This is a genomic window from Actinoplanes sp. NPDC004185, from assembly GCF_053603475.1.
The window spans coordinates 105,015-128,803 of sequence record NZ_JBSGFR010000001.1; the positions used below are offsets into that span (position 1 = coordinate 105,015).

The 23,789-nt window shown below is 71.4% G+C and carries 19 protein-coding genes and 1 riboswitch; of the genes, 7 read left to right on the forward strand and 12 right to left on the reverse strand.

The window, feature by feature from the left end; translation table 11 throughout:
* Window positions 1–72 precede the first annotated feature (72 nt).
* Genes ACWEOZ_RS00485 through ACWEOZ_RS00505 form a run of 5 tightly spaced genes read left to right on the forward strand, consistent with a single transcriptional unit; the run spans window position 73 to window position 6,557 of the window.
* Window positions 73–1,740 carry a hypothetical protein gene (locus tag ACWEOZ_RS00485; RefSeq protein WP_451908625.1) on the forward strand — a complete coding sequence of 556 codons (1,668 nt, stop codon included), beginning with the start codon at window positions 73–75 and terminating at the stop codon, window positions 1,738–1,740.
* Window positions 1,733–2,779, forward strand: coding sequence for a glycosyltransferase family 2 protein (locus ACWEOZ_RS00490; protein WP_451908626.1), 1,047 nt, complete (start codon window positions 1,733–1,735; stop codon window positions 2,777–2,779). Before ACWEOZ_RS00485 ends, ACWEOZ_RS00490 begins: the two co-directional genes overlap by 8 nt.
* A gap of 3 nt (window positions 2,780–2,782) precedes the next feature.
* Window positions 2,783–4,147: an O-antigen ligase family protein gene (locus ACWEOZ_RS00495; protein ID WP_451908627.1), complete on the forward strand. Its 1,365-nt coding sequence runs from the start codon at window positions 2,783–2,785 to the stop codon at window positions 4,145–4,147.
* Complete coding sequence (locus tag ACWEOZ_RS00500) at window positions 4,144–5,673, forward strand: lipopolysaccharide biosynthesis protein (protein ID WP_451908628.1); 1,530 nt, start codon at window positions 4,144–4,146, stop codon at window positions 5,671–5,673. The genes ACWEOZ_RS00495 and ACWEOZ_RS00500 overlap by 4 nt, the downstream gene beginning before the upstream one ends.
* A 2-nt stretch (window positions 5,674–5,675) precedes the next feature.
* Window positions 5,676–6,557, forward strand: coding sequence for a sulfotransferase domain-containing protein (locus tag ACWEOZ_RS00505; protein WP_451908920.1), 882 nt, complete (start codon window positions 5,676–5,678; stop codon window positions 6,555–6,557).
* On the opposite strand, the gene ACWEOZ_RS00510 is transcribed toward ACWEOZ_RS00505, so the two are convergent.
* The 3 genes from ACWEOZ_RS00510 to ACWEOZ_RS00520 form a co-directional block, all read right to left on the reverse strand.
* Window positions 6,554–7,741, reverse strand: coding sequence for a hypothetical protein (locus tag ACWEOZ_RS00510; protein WP_451908921.1), 1,188 nt, complete (start codon window positions 7,739–7,741; stop codon window positions 6,554–6,556). The genes ACWEOZ_RS00505 and ACWEOZ_RS00510 overlap by 4 nt on opposite strands.
* An 81-nt stretch (window positions 7,742–7,822) precedes the next feature.
* Window positions 7,823–9,331, reverse strand: a complete 1,509-nt coding sequence (locus ACWEOZ_RS00515; RefSeq protein WP_451908629.1) for a family 16 glycosylhydrolase — start codon at window positions 9,329–9,331, stop codon at window positions 7,823–7,825.
* A 271-nt stretch (window positions 9,332–9,602) separates the two neighbouring features.
* Window positions 9,603–9,929, reverse strand: a complete 327-nt coding sequence (locus ACWEOZ_RS00520) for a TfoX/Sxy family protein (protein WP_451908630.1) — start codon at window positions 9,927–9,929, stop codon at window positions 9,603–9,605.
* Between the two features lie 43 nt (window positions 9,930–9,972).
* On the opposite strand from ACWEOZ_RS00520, the gene ACWEOZ_RS00525 reads away from it, so the two are divergent.
* Together ACWEOZ_RS00525 and ACWEOZ_RS00530 are read left to right on the forward strand one after the other, a co-directional pair.
* Complete coding sequence (locus ACWEOZ_RS00525) at window positions 9,973–11,157, forward strand: hypothetical protein (RefSeq protein ID WP_451908631.1); 1,185 nt, start codon at window positions 9,973–9,975, stop codon at window positions 11,155–11,157.
* Between the two features lie 230 nt (window positions 11,158–11,387).
* Window positions 11,388–11,467: riboswitch (cyclic di-GMP riboswitch) on the forward strand.
* 14 nt (window positions 11,468–11,481) lie between these two features.
* Window positions 11,482–14,370, forward strand: a complete 2,889-nt coding sequence (locus ACWEOZ_RS00530; RefSeq protein ID WP_451908632.1) for a Calx-beta domain-containing protein — start codon at window positions 11,482–11,484, stop codon at window positions 14,368–14,370.
* Window positions 14,371–14,422: 52 nt separating this feature from the next.
* Here the strand turns inward: ACWEOZ_RS00530 and ACWEOZ_RS00535 are convergent, their stop codons facing one another.
* From ACWEOZ_RS00535 to ACWEOZ_RS00575, 9 genes are all read right to left on the reverse strand, one after another.
* Complete coding sequence (locus ACWEOZ_RS00535) at window positions 14,423–15,511, reverse strand: hypothetical protein (RefSeq protein WP_451908633.1); 1,089 nt, start codon at window positions 15,509–15,511, stop codon at window positions 14,423–14,425.
* Window positions 15,512–15,637: 126 nt separating this feature from the next.
* Window positions 15,638–17,599: an ABC transporter ATP-binding protein gene (locus ACWEOZ_RS00540; RefSeq protein WP_451908634.1), complete on the reverse strand. Its 1,962-nt coding sequence runs from the start codon at window positions 17,597–17,599 to the stop codon at window positions 15,638–15,640.
* A 97-nt stretch (window positions 17,600–17,696) separates the two neighbouring features.
* Complete coding sequence (locus ACWEOZ_RS00545) at window positions 17,697–19,433, reverse strand: ABC transporter ATP-binding protein (RefSeq protein ID WP_451908635.1); 1,737 nt, start codon at window positions 19,431–19,433, stop codon at window positions 17,697–17,699.
* Window positions 19,434–19,436: 3 nt separating this feature from the next.
* Window positions 19,437–20,060: a TetR/AcrR family transcriptional regulator gene (locus ACWEOZ_RS00550; protein WP_451908636.1), complete on the reverse strand. Its 624-nt coding sequence runs from the start codon at window positions 20,058–20,060 to the stop codon at window positions 19,437–19,439.
* Window positions 20,061–20,121: 61 nt separating this feature from the next.
* Window positions 20,122–20,880 carry an alpha/beta fold hydrolase gene (locus ACWEOZ_RS00555; RefSeq protein WP_451908637.1) on the reverse strand — a complete coding sequence of 253 codons (759 nt, stop codon included), beginning with the start codon at window positions 20,878–20,880 and terminating at the stop codon, window positions 20,122–20,124.
* The gene (locus ACWEOZ_RS00560) at window positions 20,877–21,332 is read right to left on the reverse strand and encodes an SRPBCC family protein (RefSeq protein WP_451908638.1); all 456 of its coding nucleotides are present in this window, start codon (window positions 21,330–21,332) and stop codon (window positions 20,877–20,879) included. Before ACWEOZ_RS00560 ends, ACWEOZ_RS00555 begins: the two co-directional genes overlap by 4 nt.
* Window positions 21,329–21,676, reverse strand: coding sequence for an ArsR/SmtB family transcription factor (locus ACWEOZ_RS00565; RefSeq protein WP_451908639.1), 348 nt, complete (start codon window positions 21,674–21,676; stop codon window positions 21,329–21,331). Before ACWEOZ_RS00565 ends, ACWEOZ_RS00560 begins: the two co-directional genes overlap by 4 nt.
* A gap of 21 nt (window positions 21,677–21,697) precedes the next feature.
* Window positions 21,698–23,101, reverse strand: a complete 1,404-nt coding sequence (locus tag ACWEOZ_RS00570) for an AAA family ATPase (RefSeq protein WP_451908640.1) — start codon at window positions 23,099–23,101, stop codon at window positions 21,698–21,700.
* Between the two features lie 56 nt (window positions 23,102–23,157).
* Window positions 23,158–23,787, reverse strand: a complete 630-nt coding sequence (locus tag ACWEOZ_RS00575) for a TetR/AcrR family transcriptional regulator (RefSeq protein WP_451908641.1) — start codon at window positions 23,785–23,787, stop codon at window positions 23,158–23,160.
* Window positions 23,788–23,789 lie beyond the last annotated feature (2 nt).

Below are 23,789 nucleotides of genomic sequence, written 5' to 3' on the forward strand. Positions count from 1 at the left end.
GCCGGCCGGGGAAGGTTTCGGTGAGCAGCTCTACCGAAACACAACTGCACACATGTCGGGGAGAGACGACTCATGGATGTGACTGATTCCGTCGCCGGGAGCCGGCAGCGGGTCGTCGGCTTCGCGGACGTCGTTCGGATTCCGCTGCGCCGGTGGCGCATCGTGCTGGCCGCCACCGCGGCCATGACGCTCGCGGTGCTCGCCTACCTCTTTTTCTTCCCGGCGACGTACACCGCGACCACGGTCGTCGTGCTGCGTCCCGTGGTCACCGACCCGTTCACCCTGCCGTCCAGCGGCGCCGACCGGGCCATCAACATGACCGCCGAGAACGGCATCGCTCTGGGCAACGACGTCATCGACTCGACCGCCCGGATCCTCGACCGCGATCCCGAGGCGGTCCGTGAGTCGCTCACCGTCGAGGTGCCCACGGGCGGCCAGGTGCTGCGCTTCCAGTACGCCGGCGACAGCGAGCGCAGCGCGATCACCGGGGCGAACACCGCCGCGCAGACCTACCTGCGGGTCCGCGAGGACATCTACAAGCAGCAGCGGGCCGCGTTGATCCTGTCCTACGACAACACCATCAAGCAGGTGACCGGCCAGCGGCTGTCGGTGCAGAAGACGCTGCCCAACCAGAAGAGCAGCACGGACACCGCATCGCCGCGCACCCAGGCGACGCTGGACCAGGTGAGCGCGCTCAACGACCAGATCGCCCAGCTCGCCAACGCGCGCGCCAAGGTCTCCTCGGCCGACCTGAGCCCCGGCTCGATCACCGCCGCGGCCCGCGCGCCGATCCCGTCCAGCCACGACGCCGGTCCGCTCTATCTGCTCGGCGCGGTGCTCGGCGGACTGCTGGTGGGCATGGTCGCCGCGCACGCCCGGGAGGCGCTGGACCGCCGCGTCCGCTCCATCGACCAGGCCGCCGACCTGGTCGGACTGCCGGCGCTCGGCGTCGTCCGCGCGGTCGGCCGGCATCACGACGAGGCCGCCGCGGCCGACGCCCGGTACGTCTCGCTGGCGGTGCTCAAGTGGATCGACCGGCACCCCGACCGTGCGCTCGTGGTGCTGTCCGGCCGCAACGACGAGGGCCGCACGACGGTGACCGGCAATCTGGCGGTCGCGCTGGCCGAGGCCGGCCAGGACGTCACGCTGGCCGCGCCGCCGGAGACCCACGAGGAGCTCAAGCGGGTGCTGTTCGCCGCGCAGAAGCGCACCCCGCCGCGTCCCCGCACGGTGTCGCCGTCCACGCCCACCGGGCTGAACGGTTCGGCGGCCGCGGGCCGGCTCGGCCTGGGCGGCACCGGTGCCACCGCGGCGCCGGGGGTCACCCGGATCGCCGGCTCCGGCGTGCGCACCGCCGACGCCCCCACGCAGGTGCAGACCACCTCGGCCGACCCCGAGGCCACGCTGATCATGGAGGCGCCGGTCCGGCAGACGCCCGTGGTCACGGCCGGGGCACCCGGGGCCGACGCGGACAGCCGGCTGCTGGTCGTGCTGATCGGCGGCGGTGTCATCCGGCTGTGCAACCTCGGCGAGGAGCCCGAGTCCGGCATCGTGGTCATCGACGCGCCCCCGTCCGACACCGACGAGCGTGGCGTCCGGGCCGCGCAGTCCGGGGTCGCGGTGCTCGTGGTGGCCCGCGACCGCACCCGCAACGCCGAGCTGTCCCGCCTGGTCGACCGGCTGCGCTCGGCCGGCGCCCAGACCGTCGGCTTCGTGCTCACCGGAGGCCGCGGTGCCTGACCGCACCGCCCCCGACCACGCCGGCCGGCAGAGCGCCGGCGCCGACCACGCCGGCCGCGAGAGTGCCGGTCCCGACCATGCCGTGCCGGAGAGCGCCGTGACCGACCGCGCAGGGGAGAACGCCGTGCCGCAGACGTATCCGGAGATCACCGTCGTCGTCGCCACCCGGGACCGGCCCGGGCTGCTCGAACGCGCCGTCGCCGGCATCCTCGCTCAGGACTATCCCGGCCGGGTCGAGTGTGTCGTGGTCTACGACCACGTCGACGTGCGGGAGCTGGATGTGCCGGTCGGCCCCGACCGGTCGCTCAAGCTGATCGCCAACACCCGCCGGCAGGGCCTGCCCGGCGGCCGCAACAGCGGGGTGGACGCGGCGACCGGCGAGCTGCTGGGGTTCTGCGACGACGACGACATCTGGCTGCCGACCAAGCTGAGCCGCCAGGTCGAGCAGCTCGCCGACCCGGCGATCGGCGCGGTGAGCTGCGGTCTGCGGCTGCGCGGGCCGGGCATCGACAAGGAACGCGTGCTGGACCGCGACCGGGTCGTGCACGAGGAGCTGCTGGCCGACCGGGTGATGGAGGTGCACTCCAGCACCATGCTCGTGCGCCGGTCGACGTGGGCGGCCGCCGGCGAGGTCGACGAGGGCATCCCCGGTGGCTACAGCGAGGACTACGAGTGGCTGCTGCGGGTGTCGGCGCACACGCCGATCGCCGTCGTGCGGGAGGCGCTGGTCATCGTCGACTGGCACGGCGGCTCGTTCTACTTCGGACGCTGGGCCACCATCGTCGAGGCCCAGCGGTACCTCATCGGCAAGCACCCCGAGCTGGCCACCAGCCGCGCCGGGATGGCCCGGCTGCGCGGGCAGATCGCGTTCGCGCTGGCCTCGGGCAACCGGCGGACCGAGGCGATCAAGGAGCTGGCCGCGGTCGTCCGGCTGAACCCGCGGGAGAAGCGCGTGCTGGTCACCGTGCCCGTCATCCTCGGCCTGATGACCGGTGAGCGGGTGCTGCGGATGGCGCAGAAGCGCGGCAAGGGGATCTGAGCGTTGGCCAGGACGATCGTGCGTGGCCGGCGGACCGCGCGGGCCTCCGCGCCGGCCCGGGCCCGCGCGGTCGCCCTGGTCGAGCCGGGCGTGCTGGAGCCGGGCGCCTGGGCGGTACGCCAGGCGAAGCTCCCGGTGTGGCCGATCGTCGGCATGTTCGCGCTGCTGCCGCTGTGGTGGGGTCTCGGGGTCTTCTACTTCGCCTGGCCGCTGTTCGGCGCGGTGCTGCTGTCCCTGCTGACCTCGCGCGGCAACATCCGGCTGCCCACCGGCACCGTGCTGTGGCTGATCTTCCTCGGCATCGTCACGGTGAGCGCCACGCGCCTGGACTATGTCACCAACCTGCTCGTCTTCGGCCTGCGGCTCGGCCACCTGATCACCGGTCTGCTGGTCGGCATCTACGTCTACAACCTGATCCGTGACGGCGTGCCGTGGACCAAGGTGGCCAACCCGCTGGCGATCTTCTGGCTGTCGATGGTGGCGCTGGGCTGGCTCGGTGTGCTGCTGCCGACGTTCAGCTTCCCGAGCCCGTTCGAGCTGGTGCTGCCGCACGGCGTGCAGGCCGAGCGGTACATCCTCGACATCACCCACCTGGACTCGACCGAGTTCAACAAGTTCAGCCGCAACCCGATCTACCGGCCGGCGGCGCCGTACCCGTACACCAACAACTGGGGTACGGCGTACAGCTTCCTGGTGCCGTTCGTGCTCGCGTACCTGATGTCGGTGCGCCGCGGGCCGATGCGGATCGTGCTGCTCGTCTCGCTGCCGTTGTCGCTGGTCCCGGCGTTCCTGACGCTCAACCGCGGCATGTTCATCGGCCTGGGGGCCGGGGTCGCCTACCTGCTCTTCCGGGAGGTGTTGCGCGGCCGGGTCCGGATGTTGCTGCCCGTCGCGGGCATCGTGCTGATCGGCTGGATCGTCACGCTGTTCATCCCGGTCTTCGATCTGATCACCAACCGCACCTCCAGCACGGACACCACGTCGGACCGCTTCGACCTCTACGTGCAGACCTGGGCCGCGGTGGTGCACTCGCCGCTGCTGGGCTTCGGGCAGCCGAACTCGGTCGACACCACGCACGCGTCGGAGCCGCTGGGCACCCAGGGCATGGTCTGGCAGCTGCTCTACAGCCACGGCATCCCGGCGACGATCTGCTTCTACCTGCTGCTGCTGGTGATCGCGCGCCGGCTGGCGGCGGCCGTGACACCGGCCGGGTTGTGGCTGAGCGCGCTGCCGGTCATCGCCGCGATCGTGACGCCGTTCTACTCCTACATCGACCCCAACATGTCGGTGCTGTTCTTCGCCCTCGGCCTCGGGCTGGCGGCGGTGGACGGCCCGGTCAACCGCAGCCCGAAGGAAGTGCCCGCATGACAGCGGTCGCCGCGCCCGGTCCCGCCGACACCGAGGTGCGCCGCAGCACCCGCAGCGGGGCCATCGGGCTGGTCGGCGCGGCGGTCAACGGCGCCTTCGGGTTCGTGCTCACCACCGTCATCGTCCGGGCCTTCGGTGCCGACGGCTCCGGTGCGCTGTTCAGCGTCATCGGCCTGGTGACCATCGCCGGGGCGATCTGCTGCTTCGGCGCGGACACCGGCCTGATGTGGGCGATCCCGCGGCGCCGGCTCGGCCCGCAGGGTGACGCGGCCCGGCTGTTGCCGCTGGCTGTGCTGCCGACGTTCGGCCTGGCCCTGCTGGTCGCCGCGACCGGGTTGCTGGCCGCCGGCCCGATCGCCCGGGCGCTGCTCGACGACCCGGACGGCGCGTCGCTGATCCGCCTCGCGGCCGTCGGCGTGCCCCTGGTGGTGGTCTCGACAGTGCTGCTCGCGGCGGTCCGGGCCACCCGGTCGGTGTCGGCGTACGTCGGGGTGCAGTTCCTGCTCGTGCCGATCGCCCGGCCGGTGCTGATGATCGCCGCGGTGCTGACCGGCGGCGGGGTCCTGCTGGGCTTCGGCGGCTGGCTGCTGCCCTTGGCCGCGGCTGTCGTGGTGGCGCTGGTGCTGGTCGTGCGCCCGCTCGGACTGGGCGCGGGCGCGAGCCTGCGGCCCGTACGGGCCGACTGGCGCACGTTCTGGGGCTTCGCGCTGCCCCGGGCCGCCTCGGTGGCCATCGACGCCAGCAGCATGTGGGTCGGCGTCCTGCTCACCGGCGCCCTCGCCACCCAGGCCGAGGCCGGTGTCTTCGCCGCCGTCGGCCGGTACGCGCTGGCCGGCCTGCTGATCATGCAGGGCCTGCGGGTGGCGATCGCCCCGCAGCTCTCCCGGTTGCTCGGTGCCGGCCGGCGCGCCGATGCCGCCCAGGTCTACCGGCGGACCACCCTGTGGATCGTCCTGCTCTCCTGGCCGGCCTACCTGATCCTGGCCGTGTTCGCGCCGGCCTTCCTGGCGCTGTTCGGCCGCGAGTTCAGCGCCGGCGCCACCCCGATGGCCGTGCTGGCCGTCGCGATGCTCGTCAACGTCGGCGTCGGCCTGGTGCAGACCGTGCTGCTGATGAGCGGCAACAGTCGCGGGCACCTGCTCGCCACCGTTGCCGGGCTGCTGCTCAACGTGGTCGCGTGCGTGGTGCTGATCCCGCGGCACGGTGCCCTGGGTGCGGCGGTGGCCTGGTCGCTCGGCATCGTCTGCGAGAACGTGCTGGCCGCGATCCTGGCCCGGCGGGCGCTGGGCGAGCCGCTGTTCGGCCGTACCCTCGTGCTCGCCGCCGGGGTGGCGATCGCCGCGACCGGCGCCGCGGCCGCGACCGGCGTGCTGATCGCCGGCCGTGGCCTGCCCGGGCTGGCCGTCACGCTCGGCGTGATCGCCGCCGCCGGCCTCGCCGCCCTGGCCGACCGCCGCGTCCGCGCGGCCCTGCACAACGTCCGGACACAGCTCCGGCCGGCACCGACTCAGGAGGTCTCGTCGTGACCGTGAAGGACCGGATCAAGAGCGTCGCCCCCAAGGGCGCCAAGGAACAGGTCCGTGAGCTGCTGGTCCGCTACGGCGAACGCACCAGCGACCAGCGGCCGCTGCCGGACTTTCTGGTGATCGGCACCAAGCGCGGCGGCACCACGTCGCTGTGGCGCTACCTGATCCAGCACCCGCTGGTGCCCCGGCTCTTTCCGGCGTGGAACACCAAGACCTCGCACTACTTCGAGGAGAACTGGCCCCGCGGGGAGGCCTGGTACCGCTCGCATTTCCCGACGGTGAAGCAACGGGCGGCGCTGGAACGCAAGCACGGCGCACCGCCGAAGGTCGGGGAGGCCGCGCCGCTGTACATGTTCCATCCCCTGGTGGCGTCGCGGGTCGCGCAGCTGATGCCGCGGGCCCGGATGGTCGTGCTGCTCCGCGATCCGGTGGAGCGGGCGTACTCGCACTGGAAGGAACGGCGTACCGAGGGTGTGGAGCCGCTGGACTTCGCGGCGGCGCTGGCGGCCGAGGAGTCCCGGACGGCGGGGGAGCGGGAGAAGCTGCTCGCCGACCCGGACTACTTCAGCGAGGCCTTCGACTGGTACTCGTACCGGGCACGCGGCTGCTACCTGGAGCACCTGACGCCCTGGCTGGACCACTTCGACCGGGAGCAGCTGCTGTTCGTGGCCAGCGAGACCCTGTACCGCGAGCCCGCGGCGACGTACGCCCGGATCCTCGACTTCATCGGGCTGCCGCCGTACGACCTTGGCGCCTACGACGTCTTCAACGACCGGCCCAGCAAAGGCATGGACGACGAGGTACGCGCGGAGCTGACGGCGTACTACCGCCCGCACAACGCGGCCCTCGCCGAACGGCTGGGCATGACCTTCGACTGGAGTTAGGGCAGCCGCTCGCCCAGGATGTCGAGCAGGGCGGGGTGCAGCTTCGGGTTCCAGCCCGCGCCCCCGCCCGACAGCTCGTACGTGCGCAGCCACAGCTCCACCAGGTAGGCATCGGCCACGAACCGCTGCCGGACCGGATCCGTGAGACCCAGCGCGGCACCGTGACGCCGCAACGCCTCGTCGACGGCCTTCGCGCACTCGGCCGCGGGCCGGCCGTGGGTGGACAGCGCCGTCTGGAACGCCTGGTGGGCCAGGTCGAAGCCGACCGGCACGCCCGGCGCCCTGTTCTCCCAGTCCCAGACCAGCAGCTGACCCTTGTGCCGGGCCATGTTCCACGGGACCCAGTCGCCGTGCCAGTTGCCGAACTCCAGGGTCAGCTCCCGGTCGAGCTTGTCCATGGCGGCGTGGATGCGCGGGTCGGCGCCCTCGGCGCGCACCCGCCAGGCGGCCAGCAGCGCCGTCACGGGCTGGGTCTCGGTGGCGGGTGAATCCCACCGGGCGACCGCCAGCATCGCGTCCAGCCGGGGACTGTCCGGTTTGCTGATCCGGCGTACCCGGCGGGGCATCGGCTCGATGACGGCGATCTCCCGGCCGTTCCACTGGGTGTGCAGCATGAGCCGCGGTGCGGGCGGGAAGCCGTGGCCGGCCGGCAGTTCCGCCAGAGTGGCAGCCTCCGCGCGGACCATCGCGCGGGTGCCGTCGTTCCAGCCGATCTTCGCGTAGCCGCGGGGCCGGCCCTGGGCGTCGAAGAGCTGCAAGGTCGGCTTGTGGTGCGGGTCCGGCGGCCGGATGCCGATCGCGGCGTGCAGCTCCGGCTCGCCGAGCTGGTCGGCCAGGAAGGACGAGAGCAGCAGCTCGCGCTCCGGGGCGTGCACGGACAGGATCGGCGCCCGGGTCAGGCCCAGGGCACCGACCCGGGCGAGCAGGCCGACGGCGGCGCGACCGGCCCGTACCTTGGGCGGCCGCAGGGCGTTGTAGGCCAGCAGGGACGCCGCGGTGACCTTGCGGGAGGCCAGGGGCAGCAGGAAACGGGCTTGCTCCAGGGATGGGATGACCGCGTACCGGACGGTGGCGGCCGGGTCGTCGCCGACGGTGACCCGCAGCCGGGGGTCACCGAAGATGGCGCGGGTGACCCAGCCCAGCCCGTCCTGCCGCTGTCTCGGGTCGGTGTCCGCCCCCACCAGCGGATCGGACGGGGTCCGCTGGTGGGGGAGAGACGCGCGTGTCGACTTGTTCACCACGGCGTCGACGATAGGCGACGCCTGTTACCGCTGATAGACCTTGACGTAGTCGACCACGAAGTCGGCCGGGAACCGCGTGCTCGCGTCCGGGTTGCCCAGCCAGCCGCCGACCTGGAAGTTCAGGCGCAGGTTGTACGGCTTGTTGAACGCCTTGTCGAACCAGGGCGTCGTGCTGCTGTCCCGGGTCCACACCAGCTGGCCGTCGATGTACCACTTCAGCGACTTCGCGTCCCATTCGGTGGTGTACGTGTGGAAACCGTCGGCCGGGTGCGCGCCACCGGGCATGGCGATCCGGGTGTCCTGCTTGACCGGCGTGTAGTCCCAGAAGATGGCCGCGGTCGACTTGTCGTGCCAGCCGGGACCGCCGGGCAGCTCGGTCACGTCGATCTCACCGTTGCCGCCGTCGTCGGGCCGCAGCCAGAACGCCGGCCACAGGCCCTTGGAGCTCTCGGGCTTGTTCGGCGACTTGGCACGGATCTCGAAGCGGCCGTACTTGAACGACGCCTTGCCCATGGTGTCGAGATAGGACTGGGTGTATTGCCGGTTCTGGGAGCTGCACGTGGCGGACTGCTTCAGCGCCCGCAGGATCAGGTTGCCCCCGCTGACGAAGGTGTTCTTCGGGTCGTCGACGTTGCAGCCGATGTCGATCGACCGGCCCTCGCCGTCGCGCAGGTTCCACTTCGACTTGTCGATGCTGCCGGAGGTGAAGTCGTCGTTGAAGACCAGGCGCCAGCCGTCGGCGGCCGGCGTGGTGGGCGCGGCCGGCGGCTTGGTGGTCGCCGGGGCGGTGGTGGCCGGCTTGGTCGCGCTCGGCGACGTGGCGGTCGGTGCGGCCGTGGTCGGCTTGGTCGGCGGCGCCGGGGGGAAGGCGGTGCTCGGGGTGCTCTTGCTGGGGGCCGGCTTGGCCTCCGTCTTGTAGGACAGCACCAGCTCGGGGTGCAGGTTGTCCTTCGAGTTCTCCCGCGAGGCCCAGTAGACCCGGGTGTTGAGGCTCTCCTGGGACAGGGCGAACGTGTAGGTGCCGTTGCCCTGGACCGAGCCCGAGACGTCGAACTCGTTGTAGCCCTTGGAGACCTTGTCCAGAGCCTGCACGCTATCCACGGCGGCGAGCTTGGCCGGGCTGCTCGCCGCGGCCAGGTCACCCGGCACGGTGCGGGCCAGGATCCGGGCGGCGAAGTCGTGCCAGGCGTAGACCCGCAGGGTCGCCTTCACCTGCGTGGCATCGGCCGGGAGCTTGTCGACGGCGAACTGCAGCGTGGCGTCCCGGCGTCCCCTGGGGTTGCCGTCGCACAGCGACGGGCAGCTGGCCAGGGTGGTCTTGCCCTCGGTGTCGCCGTCCTGCGGCACCTGGGTGACGGTCGTGTCGGCCACCGGCCGCAAGGTGAGACCGTCGTCGTCGCCCGCGAAAACGGGCACCAGCGTCCCGGCGGTGACGGCCAGCACCGCGGTGCCGATGATGGTGAGCGATCGGGTGCTGCGAATCCCCCGCCGCGGTGCCGGTGCATGGGCCGGCACGTGCGCCCTGCGCAACATCAACTGTCTACTTTCCTCGGAGATATTCCCTTGTGGTGGATCGACGGCCGAGCGTATCCGGAACAGCGTGAAGATCACATCTTCGCAAAACCGCGCCTAATGCGGGCTTAAGACTGCACTAATGCGCGGCCGACCATTGCCCCCGTGTCCAAATCGGTCGTGTCCGCACATGTCCACCCGCCGCAGCCTGCGCGAACGCCGTTGCGCGGGTTGGCATGAATGGCGGTCAACCTGCAGTTGTGCGGCCGCCGACCATGCCGAACCGGGCGATTCACCCGGGTGGCAGCGTGCTGACGAAATCGCGGGCCCGGATCAGCCATTCCTCGAGCACGTCGTCGTCGAGTTCGGCGCCGTCCACCCGGACCCAGCCCCGCATCCGCCGGCCGCCCATCTCCATCAGCCGGGTCCCCGGCCGGGCCAGCGCCTCGTCGGCCGCCGCCGGCCCGACCCGGACCATCAGGTCGTCACCGGTGACCCCGACGGTGAGCCGGCCGTCGGTCAGGAAGGCCAGCGAGCCGAACATCCGCTTGTCGGTCACCCCGGGCAGGTCGGCGAGCCGGTCGCGGACCCGCTCGGCCAGGGCCTCGTCGTAAGCCATGACCCGACCGTACCGCTGGCGCGCGCTCCCTGGAGTCGGCGCCATGCTCCGCCGGACAGCGGCCGTCGTGGTCACCCTGATCGCCCTGGTCGCGGCCGTGCGGCTGGTCGCCCCGCAGGACACCTCGGGGGTACGCCGGCAGCTGACGTTCCTGCGCGCGCAGCTCGACGCCGGCGCCGCGCAGGAAGCTCAGGAGCTGTTCCCGGAGGGCTACTTCTTCCTGTACGCCCTCTACGGCCTCGCCCACGTCGACCTCGGCCGTACCGCTGCTGACCCGGCCGAGGACGCTCGTGAGGCCCGCTGGGCGCTGGCCCGGCTGGAGTCACCGGCCGGTCGGCGGCCGTTCGACGCTGCTCTCACTCCGGCGTACGGCGTCTTCTACCAGGGCTGGACCAACTGGCTCCGCGGCGGCGTCCTCTCCCTGGGACCGGACCCGGCGCTGCGGCGGGTCTTCGAGTCCGCGTCCGCGGCATTGGCCACGGCCCTGGACGCGGCGGCGACGCCGTACCTGGCGGCCTATCCGGGACAGGCCTGGCCGGTCGACTCGACGGTCGCGGTCGCCTCGCTGCGCCTGCACGACAAACTCCTGAGCCCCCGGTACGCCGGCACGACCGATCGCTGGCTGGCCGGAGTCCGGCAGCGCCTCGACCCGGCGACCGGGCTGCTGCCGCACACCGCCGACCCGGTGTCGGGCCGGCCCACCGCGGGCGCCCGGGGCACGTCGCAGAGCATCATCCAGCGGTTCCTGGTCGACATCGACCCGGCGTTCGCCCGCGAGCAGTATCTGCGGTTCCGGTCCCTGTTCGTGGTGCGGCCGCTGCGGCTGGGGCCAGCGGTGAGGGAGTATCCGCGCGGGACGGACGGGCCGGCGGACGTGGACTCGGGTCCGCTGCCGCTCGGGGTGAGCCTGTCGGCCACCGCGGTGACGCTGGGCGCGGCCGCCGTGCAGGGCGACCCGCAACTGGCCGGGGCACTGGCCAACTACGGGGAGCTGATCGGCGTACCGGTGTCGACGCCGTGGTCCAAGCGCTACGCGGCCGGCGCGCTGCCGATCGGGGACGCCTTCCTGGCGTGGTCGAAGACCGCGCGGCCCTGGGTCGCCGGCCCGCCGGTGCCGCTGCCGGGCGTGGTGGACCGGTTCTGGCGGTTGCCGTTCCTGGCGTTGCTGGCGTTGGCCGTGCTGCTGGCCTGGCTCCCGGCCGCCCGCGCTCGTCTTGCCACCGTCTAGATCCGCTGTGCCGATGCATTTCGCCTGGTAGAGGGTCCGCTCGACCGAGACGAAATAGACACAAGACCGTGCCCACGGGGCCATCCGGCCTAAAAGTCCAATTCCCCCACAACTCGGCAATCGGCTGGTTACAGTACGGACGGCGCAGTTCCGAAGTGCGAGTTATGTCCCCGCGCTAGGTGCCCGCGCCAACCGGTCCACGCCGGCGCACCACAAGCCGTCGCGTGCGGCACCGAGAAAGGCAAACCCGTCGAGAGGCGGGGACGCAAAGCCAGGGACCTCCCGAGCGGGAGGCGGCCCAGCCGCCGAAGGAGACAGAAACACATGCGCTATTCACCAGCCCATGCGGCCAAGAGCGGCTCGGTTCCGTTCATGCTGCGTGGTCCCAAGTCGGTGCGGACAGTCATGGCCGCCGCAGTCGCGGGCATCGTCGGTCTGGTACCGACTGTCCTGATCGCGTCGCCCGCTCACGCCGTGGCCGGCGGCCTCACGATCACGACCGCCGCCAAGACCGAAGGCAACAACGTCAGGTTCACGATCACCCGCACCGGGGGTGGAGTCGGCACTCGTGACCTGAGCTGGTCGACGGTGGATGACGCGTCTGCCGACCACCCGGCGAAGGCCGGGGAGGACTACACCTCGAAGAGCGGGACGATCAGCATCGCCGCCGCCGATACGGCTCCGCACTACATCGACGTGCCCACCTCGTCCGACACCTTGGACGAGTTCGAGGAGACCTTCAAGATCGTGGTCACCGAGGGCGGTAACCCGGCGGTCTTCGACACCGGAGATCCCGCCGGCCTGATCGGGACGATCAACGATGACTCGAACGACGTGCCGCCGAGCTACACGCTGACGGCGTCGCCGACGACGGTCACCGAGCCGTCGTCCGCCACCCCCGCGAAGTCGACGATCACCGCGCGGCTCTCCGCAAAGTCGGGCAAGCCGGTCACGATCGACCTCACGACGGACGACATCACGGCAGAGGCCGGAGTCGACTACAACAGCCTGACCGACACGCTCACCATTCCCGCGGGTGAGATGGAGGACACGGCGATCGTCGAGGTGCTGAAGGACGACCTCGACGACTCCGATGAGAACGAGACCTTCTCGGTGGACGGCGACGGCACCAACGTCGCCCCGGCGAAGCGCTCGACGACCGTGACCATCGCCGACCGCGATGCCACTCCGAAGGTGACCCTCGGCGGTGGCGGCAATGTGGACGAGGGCGACGACGTCACCTTCACGGTCAGCCTGGACAAGCCGTCGGAGCGCACGGTCACCGTGCACTGGGACGCGGTCGCGGCCGACCCGGTGACCAACCACGGGGCCGCCACCCCCGCCGACGACTTCACTTCCTACCCGGATTCGGCTTCGCGCACGGTGACCTTCGTCCCGGGGGATGCCTCCGAGAGCATCGTGATCCCGGTGAAGGCGGACGACCTCGACGAGCTGAACCCCGAGGACTTCGCCATCCAGCTCTCGGCACCCGACAACGCGACCCTCGGCTCGATCGTCAAGGTGGCGGCCCAGATCAGTGACGCGCCCGGCGACGACGCGCCGGCGGTCAGCATCACGCCGACCGAGGTCGACGAGGGCGACAGCGGTACGACGAACAAGAAGTTCACCGCCACCCTCAGTGAGAAGTCGGGCCAGACCGTCAAGGTCAGGGTCTCCTCCGTCATCGACGGCGTCGCGGGTGTGGGCGTTGCCCTGCCGGGCCGTGACTTCGTGGCCAAGAGTGAGGTGCTGACCTTCCCGGCCGGCACGACCACCCAGGACTTCACCGTCGGCGTCATCGGTGACACTGTGGACGAGGGTGACGACGAGACCTTCAACATCAACCTGACCGATGTCGACGGGACTGCCGACGTGTCGGCCTCCCCGGTCGAGATCGAGATCACGGACGACGACGACCCGCCCACGTTCTCCGTCGCTGATCTCGTGTTCACCGAAGGTGACGACGCCACTGCCGCGCTGATGCCGATCAAGCTGAGCAGCGCCAGCGAGCACGAGATCCGCTTCGACGTGACCGACGACCCCACCGGCAGCGACACCGCTACCGAGGCCCAGGAGGCCTGGTGGGGCAGCAACGACTACGACACGCCGCCGTCGCCGGTCGTCATCCCGGCCGGCCAGACGACCGGCTATGCGCTGGTCTACGTGAACGGTGACGAGGTCTACGAGGGCAACGAGACCACGCACTTCGAGGTGGCCGTCACTGCCGGTACTTCGACGTACATCAGCGGGGCCGACACCAAGACGCCCAAGCTGACGCTGACCAACGACGACGTGGCGCCGCAGCTGGAGATCAACAGCGACACCGGTGAGGAGGGCGACACCCTCGACGTCACCGGCACGATCACCGGCATTGCCGAGGACAACGTCAACCTCAACATCACCTTCGCCGGTGGCTCGTCCAAGGGCAGCAACGCCGCGGAGCCGGACGACTTCACCAACCCCGGCGCCAAGGGGTACACCATCCTCGGTGGGACCGCCCCCGGCACTGTGGTGACGGTGGCGCAGATCGCGCTGACCCAGGACACCGCCGCGGAGCCGGCCGAGACGATCATCGGCACCGGTATCGGCCTGGGCAATGTCGGCTCGGTCAAGGAAGGCATCATCACGATCGCCGCCAGCGACGGCGGCACCGACCCGGGCGCCGAGGCACCCACGCTGGGAACGACGACGCCCGTGCGGCTCGGCCGGGGTCGCGTCGTACTCAGCGGCAAGGCGACTGCCGGTCAGGCGGTCGACCTGTGGGGCAAGAACGTGAACGCCAGCGGATACGCCAAGATCACCTCGACGACGGCCGGCTCCGACGGGATGTTCTCCTTCAGCGTGGGCCTCAACACCTACGGCATGGACTTCAAGGCCGCCGTCGGCAGCAAGCAGTCCGACCCGGTCCGCGTGCTCGTGCGTGAGGACCCGGACATCTCGGTTGTCTCCAACGCCAAGGGCTCGGTGACGGTCACGGTCACCGGCGACCCGAAGGTGGCCGGCCTCACGGCCAAGGTTCTGCAGGCCAAGACCGGCGGTGGCTGGATCACGGCCGCCACTGGCAAGCTCTCCTCGGCCGGCACGTACACCAGGACCATCACCGGGCTCACGTCCGGCAAGTCCTACACCTTCAAGGCCCAGGTCCTCGGTAACACCGAGCGTGGTGTCGCCGGCAACTACTCGGCCTACAGCAAGAACGTCAAGGTCAAGTAAGTCTGACGGGATCTGAGGCAGGGGCGGCCCATCGGGCCGCCCCTGCCGCCGTCTACGGCTGGAGCGCCGACACCGTCACGTCGGTGAAGCGGAACCGCGTGTTGTCCCCGCGGATCCCGACCGGCGCACCCGCGCGGATCGGCGCGCACCCGACCCCGGTGTCGACCGCGCTGACCATCGCCTTGCCGTCGACGTAGAGCACCACGGTCACCGAGCCGCCCGGGTTGTTCTGCACCGTCGCGGCCACCTGGCGCCACCGGCCGCGCACGATCGGCATCCCCGGGATCTCGGCACCCAGCGTGTAGTACGTGCCGCCGTTCACCGGGCCGCCCGGACACTTCTTCTTGATCAGCACCTTGCCGTCGCGGCGGGCGACGCTGGCCGCGTACAGCTCGTACTGCGACTTGTGACGCAGCCAGATGTGGACCCCGTCGTAGCTGCTCGCCGGGGTGTACGACGTCGTCGTCTGGTACGCGATGGACAGCCGGAACGCCACCCGGACGTCGACGAAGTCGGCGCGGACGGTGTGCATCCGGAAGACCGACGAGCCGGTGCTGACCGCCGAACGGGGTCCCGGAGCGCCGTCGTCGATCTTCCCGGTGTCCCCGCTGCCCCGCGTGGCGAACAGCGAGCCGGTGGTCACGTGCCAGACCGCCGAGCGCGCCGCCTGCGGGTTCCTCGGGTTGTGGTAGGCGAACCCGTTGGTCACCAGGCCATCGCTGCGCCCGAGGGCCGGACGGTAGACCTGCGGGCGCTGAGCCGGCGCGGTCGCCGCGACGGCCACCTCGCCGACCGTCGTGGCGCCCGGGAGCTCGACGCCGATCCGCTCGGTCCCGGCCGGCACGGCGGGCGTGGTCGTGGCCAGCGGCGCCCACGACGCGGACGGCCCGTACGGCGTGCCGGTGAACCACTTCCGCCAGCCCGTGGCGGTGCTGTACGTGTACGCGACCGCCCGGACCGTCGAACTGGCCCGGTAGGTGGACGTGATCGTGTAGGCGCGCCCCGTCGAGACGGCGAAGCCACAGTCACCGGCCGGCTGCCAGCAGGCAACCGGGGGAGTCGCAGCCGGGCTCACGGGAGCGGCTCCGAGCAGTCCCGGCAGCGCTGTGGCCAGCACGGCCAGCTGGGGAAGGTTCCACACCGCGACGACCTCCGGCTCAGCGTCCCGCCACCCCCAGGTGGGCCGCGTAGCCGCAACGTTCGGGAGCCCGGCCGCGGAGCTGAGAGGTCCCGGCCCCGCGACCCGGCGCACAACCGAACGGCACCCTCAGTCGACCTCCACGGCGGCCTGCGCGAACTGGGCCGAGTACAGCCGGGCGTACGCGCCGTCCGCGGCGATCAGGTCGTCGTGGGTGCCCTGCTCGACGATCGCGCCTTGCTCCATCACCAGGATCACGTCGGCGTCCCGGATCGTCGACAGGCGGTGGGCGATCACGAACGAGGTCCGGCCCGTACGCAGCCGGTTCATCGCGCGCTGGATCAGCACCTCCGTACGGGTGTCGACCGAGCTTGTCGCCTCGTCCAGGATCAGGATGCTCGGCTCGGCCAGGAACGCCCGGGCGATGGTGATCAGCTGCTTCTCACCCGCCGACACGTTCGAGCCCTCCTCGTCGATCACCGTCTCCATGCCGTCCGGCAGCGACCGGACGAACCGGTCGACATGAGCCGCCTCGGCCGCCTCGGCCACGGACTCCGGCGTGGGGTGGTCGGCCCCGTACGCGATGTTGTCGTAGATCGTGCCGCCGAACAGCCACGGGTCCTGCAGCACCATGCCCATGTGCTCGCGCAGCTCCTCGCGGGGCATCGTCGCGATGTCGACCCCGTCGAGGGTGATCCGGCCGCCGGTCACCTCGTAGAAGCGCATCAGCAGGTTGACCAGCGTGGTCTTGCCGGCGCCGGTCGGGCCGACGATCGCCACGGTCTGCCCGGGCTGCACGGTCAGCGACAGGTTGTCGATGAGCGGCTTGTCCGGCAGGTAGCGGAAGGACACGTCCTCGAAGGCGACCCGGCCGTGGACCGTGTCACCGAGCACCGGAGCGGGTGCCTCGGCGGACTGCTCCTCCGCGTCCAGCAGCGCGAAGACCCGCTCGGCCGACGCCACCCCGGACTGCACCAGGTTGGCCATGCTGGCCACCTGGGTCAGCGGCTGGCTGAACTGCCGCGAGTACTGGATGAACGCCTGCACGTCGCCCAGGGACAGCGAACCCGTGGCCACCCGCAGGCCGCCGACGACTGCGACCAGCACGTAGTTCACGTTGCTGATGAACATCATCGCGGGCTGGATCAGGCCGGAGATGAACTGGGCGCGGAAGCTGGAGGCGTACAGCTCGTCGTTGTGCTCCCGGAACGTCTCGGCCGCCTCCTGTTCGCGGCCGAAGACCTTGACCAGCGAGTGGCCGGTGAACATCTCCTCGATGTGGCCGTTGAGCCGGCCGGTCGTCGCCCATTGGGCGACGAACTGCGGCTGCGACCGCTTGCCGATCCGGGTCGTGACCCAGACCGACACCGGCACGGTGACCAGCGCGATCAGCGCCAGCAGGGGCGAGATCCAGAACATCACGGCCAGCACGCCGATGATGGTCAGCAGGCTCGTGACCAGCTGGCTGAACGTCTGCTGCAGCGTCTGCGCGATGTTGTCGGTGTCGTTGGTCGCCCGGCTCAGCACCTCGCCGCGCGGCTGCTGGTCGAAGTAGGACAGCGGCAGCCGGGCTAGCTTGGCCTCGACCTGCTCGCGCAGCCGGGACACGGTGGCCTGCACGACTGTGGCGGTCAGCCGGCCCTGGAAGACGCCGAAGGCCCACGCGGCCACGTAGAGGGCGAGCACCCAGAGCAGCAGGTGCCCGAGGCGGGTGAAGTCGACGCCCTGGCCCGGGATGACGTCCATCGACGCCAGCATGTCGGCCCGGTTGGTCTCGCCCTCGGCGCGCAGCCGTTCGACGAGCTCGGCCTTGCTGACCCCGGCGGGCAGGCCCTTGCCGACGATGCCGTCGAAGATGATGTCGGTGGCGTGACCGAGCAGGCGCGGGGCGGTGACCGACAGCGTCACGCTGGTGATGCCCAGCAGCAGCACCACCCCGACCAGGATCCGCTGCGGGCGCAGCATGCGCAGCAGCCGCAGGCTGGAGCCCTTGAAATCCTGGAGCTTCTCGACCGGCATGCCGCCGCCCATCATGCGGGCAGCCGGCCCGCCCATCGGCGGTCCACCAGGACGACGCGTAGGCGCGGTCATGCTGTGCCTCCCGAAACAAAGAGCAGAGCCGAAATGCGATCATGACGCTCGCTTCGCTCGGTCATGTCGCAGCCTCCAGAAACAAAGAGCAGCTCGGTCATGCCGCGGCCTCCTGCTCCGTGAGCTGCGAGAGAACGATCTCGCGGTACGTGGGGTTGGTGTCCATCAGTTCGGTGTGCGAGCCGGTGCCGACGACCGCGCCGTTGTCGAGCACGACGATCCGGTCGGCGTCGCGGATGGTGCTGACCCGCTGGGCCACGATCACCACGGTCGCGTCGGCGATGTGCGCGGTCAGCGCCGCCCGCAGCGCCGCGTCGGTCGCGTAGTCCAGCGCCGAGAACGAGTCGTCGAACAGGTAGATCTCCGGCCGGTGGACCAGGACCCGCGCGATCGCCAGCCGCTGCCGCTGACCGCCGGAGACGTTGGTGCCGCCCTGCGCGATCGGCGCCGCCAGCCCGCCCTCCATGCGTTCGACGAACTCCCGGGCCTGCGCCACCTCGAGCGCGGTCCACAGCTCCTCGTCGGTGGCGTCCGGGTTGCCGTAGCGCAGGTTCGACGCGACCGTGCCGGTGAACAGGTACGGCTTCTGCGGCACCAGGCCCACCGTGCGGGAGAGGAGCGCCGGGTCGAGCTCGCGGACGTCGACGCCGTCGACCAGCACGGTGCCGCCGGTGGCGTCGAACAGCCGGGGGACCAGGTTGAGCAGGGTCGTCTTGCCGCTGCCCGTACTGCCGATGACGGCTGTGATCTCCCGCGGCCGGGCCGTGAGGTCGATGCCGGACAGCACCGGCGCCTCGGCGCCGGGATAGTGGAAGTCGACGCCGCGCAGCTCCAGGGAGCCGTGCCGGCGCAGCTCGGTGACCGGCCGCGGCGCGACCACCACGCTGGACGGCAGCACGAGCACCTCCTCGATGCGCTCGGCGCAGACCTCGGCCCGCGGGATCATCACGAACATGAAGGTGGCCATCATGATCGCCATCAGGATCTGCATCAGGTAGCTGAGGAACGCGGTGAGCGCGCCGATCTGCATCGAGCCGTCGTCGATGCGGTGCCCGCCGAACCACAGCACCGCCACGCTGGAGGCGTTCACCAGCAGCATCACGGTCGGGAACATCAGCGCCATCAGCCGCCCCACCCGTAGCGACACGTCGGTCAGCTCGGCGTTGGCCACGCCGAAGCGGGCCTGCTCGCGGTCGTCGCGGACGAACGCGCGGATCACCCGGATGCCGGTGATCTGCTCGCGCAGCACCCGGTTGACCTTGTCGATGCGCACCTGCATGGTGCGGAACAGCGGGCGCATCCGGACGATGATCAGGGTGACCACGCCGACCAGGACGGGCACGACGACCAGCAGCAGCGAGGACAGCGGCACGTCCTGGCGCAGCGCCAGCACAATGCCGCCGACGCACATGATCGGGGCCGACACCATCAGCAGGAACGTCATCAGCACCAGCATCTGGACCTGCTGGACGTCGTTGGTGGTGCGGGTGATCAGCGAGGGCGCGCCGAACTGGCCGACCTCGCGGGCCGAGAAGTCGAGCACCCGGGCGAAGACGGCGGCCCGCACGTCCCGGCCGACGGCCATGGCGGTGCGGGCGCCGAAGTAGACGGCGGCGACCTGGGCGGCGATCTGCACCAGCGTGATGCCGAGCATCTCGGCGCCGACCATCATGACGTAGCCGGTGTCGCCGGGCACCACGCCGTTGTCGATGATGTCCGCGTTCAGCGTGGGCAGGTAGAGCGTGGCGAGCGTGGCGACGAACTGGAAGAGCACGACCATCCAGATCGATTTTCCGTACGGCCGCAGCCGCGCGCGCAGAAGTCGGACGAGCACCGGTCAGACACCCCCGTGTGAATGGTCTGGTTGGACGAGCAGCCCGTCGAGCAGCAGCGACACCAGCTCGTCGCCGTCGAAGCGCCGGTCGGCGAACGGGCCGTAGGTATTGGCTCCGCAGAAGAGCAGAACCAGCCGGGCGACCTCCGCCGGCGAACGGCGCAGCTGCGCGGCGTCCGGCTCGATCAGCTCGGTGAGGGCGGCGAGCAGCTGCTCGCGGGCCCGGTTCATCCGCACGATGCCGGCCGGATCGTTGGCGTGATGGGCGTGCCGGACCGCGACCATCAGGCGGGCGTTGTGGGCGAACCGCTTCATGATCAGTGTGGTGGCGGTCGCCAGCCGCCCCCGCAGATCCTGGCCCGGACCGATCGCGGCGACGGCGTCGATGGTGGGCGCGGGATCGAAGGCCTGCACCATCGCGGCGGTCAGCAGTGACTTCTTGTCGGGGAAGACACCGAAGATGGTGCCCTCGGCGACCCCGGCCGCCTGGGCGATCTGCTTGGTGCTGACGTCGAGCCCGTGCTCGTGCAGCAGCGGGATGGTGGCGGCGATCAGGGCGGCGCGCCGATCCTCGGGGGCCAGGGCAGGCACCCGTCGGCGTCGCGGACTCTGGGCGGGCGAGGTCACTCCGTGGAGCCTAATGAGCGAGCACTCACTCAGCCACTGATATTTGTCACGGGTGTTTCGATCAGTCCCGGAGGAAACCGATCAGGTGCGGGGCCAGGGCGTCCGGTTGCACGTCGTGCGTCTGCCCGGCCAGCGAGCGGTGCTCGGCCGCCGGGAACGCGGCCGCCGTCGCCTGCGCTGCCTGCTGCAGCGCCGCCGGGCTCGCGGTCCCCGAGACGACCAGCATCGGTACGGTGACCGGCAGCTCGCCCGGCACCCGCCCGTCACCCAGCAACGTGTCGTCGTAGGCCAGCGTCGGGGCGATCGCCTCCAGGGTCGGCCAGCCCGGGCCGCTGCGCATGCCGGCGATCACCGGTGCGGGCACGCCGACGGTGGTCATGAACAGCTCGACCGCGTCCCCCCGCCGGCCCGCCGCCAGCAGCTCGCCGAGCCGCGCGGTGTATTCCTTGTCCCCGCCCAGGAACGGCGGCTCGTACAGCACCAGCCCGGTGACGCCCGGATCGGCGGCGGCGGTCGCCAGGGCCAGGGCGCCGCCCGACGACATGGCGTAGAGAGCGGCCCGGCCACCGGCGGCTCGTACGATCGCCCGCAGGTCCTCGATCTCCCGCTCAGCCGCGTACGGCAGGGTGTCGCCGCTCTCCCCGCGGCCCCGCCGGTCGTAGGTGAAGACGGTGAAGGCGCTCGTCAGGAGCGCGGCCAGCGGCCGCATCGGGCCCGCGGCCCGGTAGCACATGGCCCCGTCGACCAGGACGAGCGCGGGCCCGGTGCCGGCGCTGTCGTACGCGATCTCGGTGCCGTCGGCGGATGTCACGGTGGTCATGTGGGCTCCTGGTCGGTCAGTCGGGTCACGTAGGCGGCGAAGCGGTCGAGGCTGGTGACGAACCCGGCCTGGGCCTCGGCGGCGAGATACGCGGCGGGCACGTTGCTCTGGTGGGTGACGACCTCGGTCCGCCCGTCGTGCAGGTCGGTGAAGGTGACCGTGGTCCGCATGCCGCCCTCGACGCCGGCCTCGACCCAGACGAGCCGGTGCGGCGGATCGATCTCGGCGTAGACGGCCCGCATCGTGTACGTGCTGCCGTCGGCGTCGCTGACCATGGTGGTCTCGAAGGCGCCGCCCGGCCGCAGGTCGACCACGATGCCTCCGATCGGGGTCGTGGTGCCGGCCGGGCCCCAGAAGTGCACGAGGTGGGCCGGCTCGGTCATGCAGGCGAAGAGCAGCGCGGGGGAGCCGCGGTGCACCCGGGTGAAGGTGAGCTCGCCGGTGCCGGTCACGAGGCGTCCTCCGCTGCGCTGCGCAGGCTGCTCAGGTGCTGCGCCAGGCGGTCGTGCCGGTCCGCCCAGACCTGCCGGTGCCGGGCCACCCACTCGACGGCCTCGTCGAGCCGCCCGGCCTCCAGCACGCAGGGCCGCGACTGCGCCGTCCGGGTGCGGGAGATGAGCTGGGCCTGCTCCAGCACTTTGAGGTGTTTGGAGACGGCCTGCTGGCTCATCGGCAGCGGCTCGGCCAGCTCGTTGACCGTGGCGTCGCCGTGGGCCAGCCGGGCCAGGATCGCGCGCCGGGTGGGATCGGCGAGCGCGAAGAACACCTGGCTCAGATCATCCTGCAGAACGGGCATGAGCCGAACAGTACGCACAACTCACTCGTTGTACAACCCGTCGGTTGTCGACGTGCCGAGCAGGGAACGGGTGACGCTCTCGGCCTCGGCCAGCATCTCGTCCACCGCCTGCCGCAGGTCGGCGTCACCGGGGTCGCGGTCGTCCTCGGCGGCGATCAGCACCGCCCGCCGCACCAGCTCCTTGGCGAACGAGGCAGTGGTCCCCTCCGAACGCTCGGCCACCGCGTCGAGAACATCCGGGCTGAACGGAAGCCGGCGGGCGTACCGGGCGATCAGCAAGCGGCGGGCCGCCAGTCCCGGCAGCGGCACCTCGACGGCCAGGTCCACCCGGCCGGGTCGCTGGGCCAGCGCCGGTTCCAGGACGTCGACCCGGTTGGTGGTGAGCAGGAACGCCACGTCGGCGTCGTCGCTCAACCCGTCGAGGGCCTCCAGCACCGCGAACAGCAGGGGCTGCTCGCCGCCGTGATGGTCCCGGCTCTCCGCGACCAGGTCGCAGTCCTCCAGCACCACCAGGGCCGGCTGCAGGGCCCGCGCCATCAGGGCGGCCTCCGACACGTACCGGATGGAAGGCCCGGCGAGCAGAATGACCGTGAGGTCCGGCAGCGCGCCGAGCAGGTAGCGGACCGTGTGGGTCTTGCCCGTGCCCGGCGGGCCGTAGAGCAGCAGGCCGCGCTTGAGGTGCTGGCCCGCGGCCCGCAGCCGGTCCCGGTGCCGGGCGACCCCGGCGACGTGGCGCTGCAGCCGTTCCAGCACCCCGGCGGGCAGCACGATGTCGTCGGGCGCCAGGACCGGCCGGCGGTGGAAGGTGATCCCGCCGACGCCCGGCTCGAAGTCCGAGCCACCCAGCGTCAGCACCTGCCCGCGCAGGACGGACCGTTCCAGCATGACGGCCCGGACCGTACTGATGAGTGCGGCGGCCACGCCGGGGGCCGCGGCGAGCACCTCCATCCGCGCGTTCGTGCTGCCGGTCCGCGGGTCGGCCCCGCGTTGCAGGACCGCCACCGGCGCGCCGTCGAAGGAGAACAGCCGCATCCCGAACGAGACGATCTCCCGGGTGCTGTCCGGCCCGGTCGCGGTGCTGCTGTAGTCGACCGCGCCGACCGGGAACTGCTGGAAGCGTCCGGACGCCTCGAGGATCTCGCTGAGCGAGTGGTGCCGGCGCTGCTCCCCGCCACCGATGCCGAGCAGCGTCGCCGGCTCGCCGCGCTGCTCGATCTCGTCCAGCGCGACGTCCAGATCGGCCAGCCGGTAGGCCGGGAACTCCTCGCTGACCACGGGCAGCCGGCGCGGATCGGCGCCGAGATGATCCGTCAGCAGCGCGACCAGTCCGGGCTCGCCGGACGACTCCTCGGCGTGCTGCGCGCCGACCACCTCCTCGAGGAAGGTCCGGAACACCGCGACGAAGGCTGCCGTCTGCTCATCCATGCGTCCGGACGCTAACCGGCGCAGCCGGCATGCGTGGCCCGATCGGCGAATAAGCCCTACCGGCCGGCCTGTCCGTAGACGGTGGACACCCAGGCGTGGGTGAGGGTCCGGACGAGCACCTCGCGGTCGTCGAAGGGCGGCACGCCGGCCGCGGCCAGGTAGTAGAGCCGCTCGCCGAGCCAGCTCAGCGCCGCGGCGACCGCCCGGACGTCCTGGCCGGCGAGCACCGCCGAGGCCACCGGGTCGGCCTCGATGCGGGCCACCGCGGCGTCCGTGAACACGTCCATCTGGGCCAGCCACAGCTCCCGGAGCTGGTCGTCGGAGTGCCAGCTCTCCACGACGGCCTTGAGGACCCCCGCGTTGGCGTGCCACAACTCGGCCCCCGCGGCGACACCCGCACGGAGCGCGTCGGCCGGCGCGGCGGGCGAGTCGGTCCACGGGGTCGCAGCCTGACGGCCCTGGCCGACCGCGCGGCGGACCAGCTCGGCGAGCGCCGCCTGCTTACCCGGGAAGTAGAAGTAGAAGCTGGCCCGGGACACCCCGGCCCGCGCGATGACGTCCGCCACGCTGATCGCCTCGAAGCGGCGTTCGTCCAGCAGCTCCCGTAACGCGCCGAGCATGCGTTCGCGCAGCTCCGCCCCCTCGCTCGGGGCGGTGGTGCGGCGGGCGTCCTTCTTCGCGGCCATGC

Bases quoted from the DNA above. Each gene is read 5' to 3' on its own strand.
- ACWEOZ_RS00525 (WP_451908631.1), top strand. From the start codon at position 9,973: ATGCTCCGCCGGACAGCGGCCGTCGTGGTCACCCTGATCGCCCTGGTC.
- ACWEOZ_RS00540 (WP_451908634.1), bottom strand. From the start codon at position 17,599: ATGACCGCGCCTACGCGTCGTCCTGGTGGACCGCCGATGGGCGGGCCG.
- ACWEOZ_RS00530 (WP_451908632.1), top strand. From the start codon at position 11,482: ATGCGCTATTCACCAGCCCATGCGGCCAAGAGCGGCTCGGTTCCGTTC.
- ACWEOZ_RS00565 (WP_451908639.1), bottom strand. From the start codon at position 21,676: ATGCCCGTTCTGCAGGATGATCTGAGCCAGGTGTTCTTCGCGCTCGCC.
- ACWEOZ_RS00570 (WP_451908640.1), bottom strand. From the start codon at position 23,101: ATGGATGAGCAGACGGCAGCCTTCGTCGCGGTGTTCCGGACCTTCCTC.
- ACWEOZ_RS00485 (WP_451908625.1), top strand. From the start codon at position 73: ATGGATGTGACTGATTCCGTCGCCGGGAGCCGGCAGCGGGTCGTCGGC.
- ACWEOZ_RS00555 (WP_451908637.1), bottom strand. From the start codon at position 20,880: ATGACCACCGTGACATCCGCCGACGGCACCGAGATCGCGTACGACAGC.
- ACWEOZ_RS00500 (WP_451908628.1), top strand. From the start codon at position 4,144: ATGACAGCGGTCGCCGCGCCCGGTCCCGCCGACACCGAGGTGCGCCGC.
- ACWEOZ_RS00520 (WP_451908630.1), bottom strand. From the start codon at position 9,929: ATGGCTTACGACGAGGCCCTGGCCGAGCGGGTCCGCGACCGGCTCGCC.
- ACWEOZ_RS00515 (WP_451908629.1), bottom strand. From the start codon at position 9,331: ATGTTGCGCAGGGCGCACGTGCCGGCCCATGCACCGGCACCGCGGCGG.
- ACWEOZ_RS00575 (WP_451908641.1), bottom strand. From the start codon at position 23,787: ATGGCCGCGAAGAAGGACGCCCGCCGCACCACCGCCCCGAGCGAGGGG.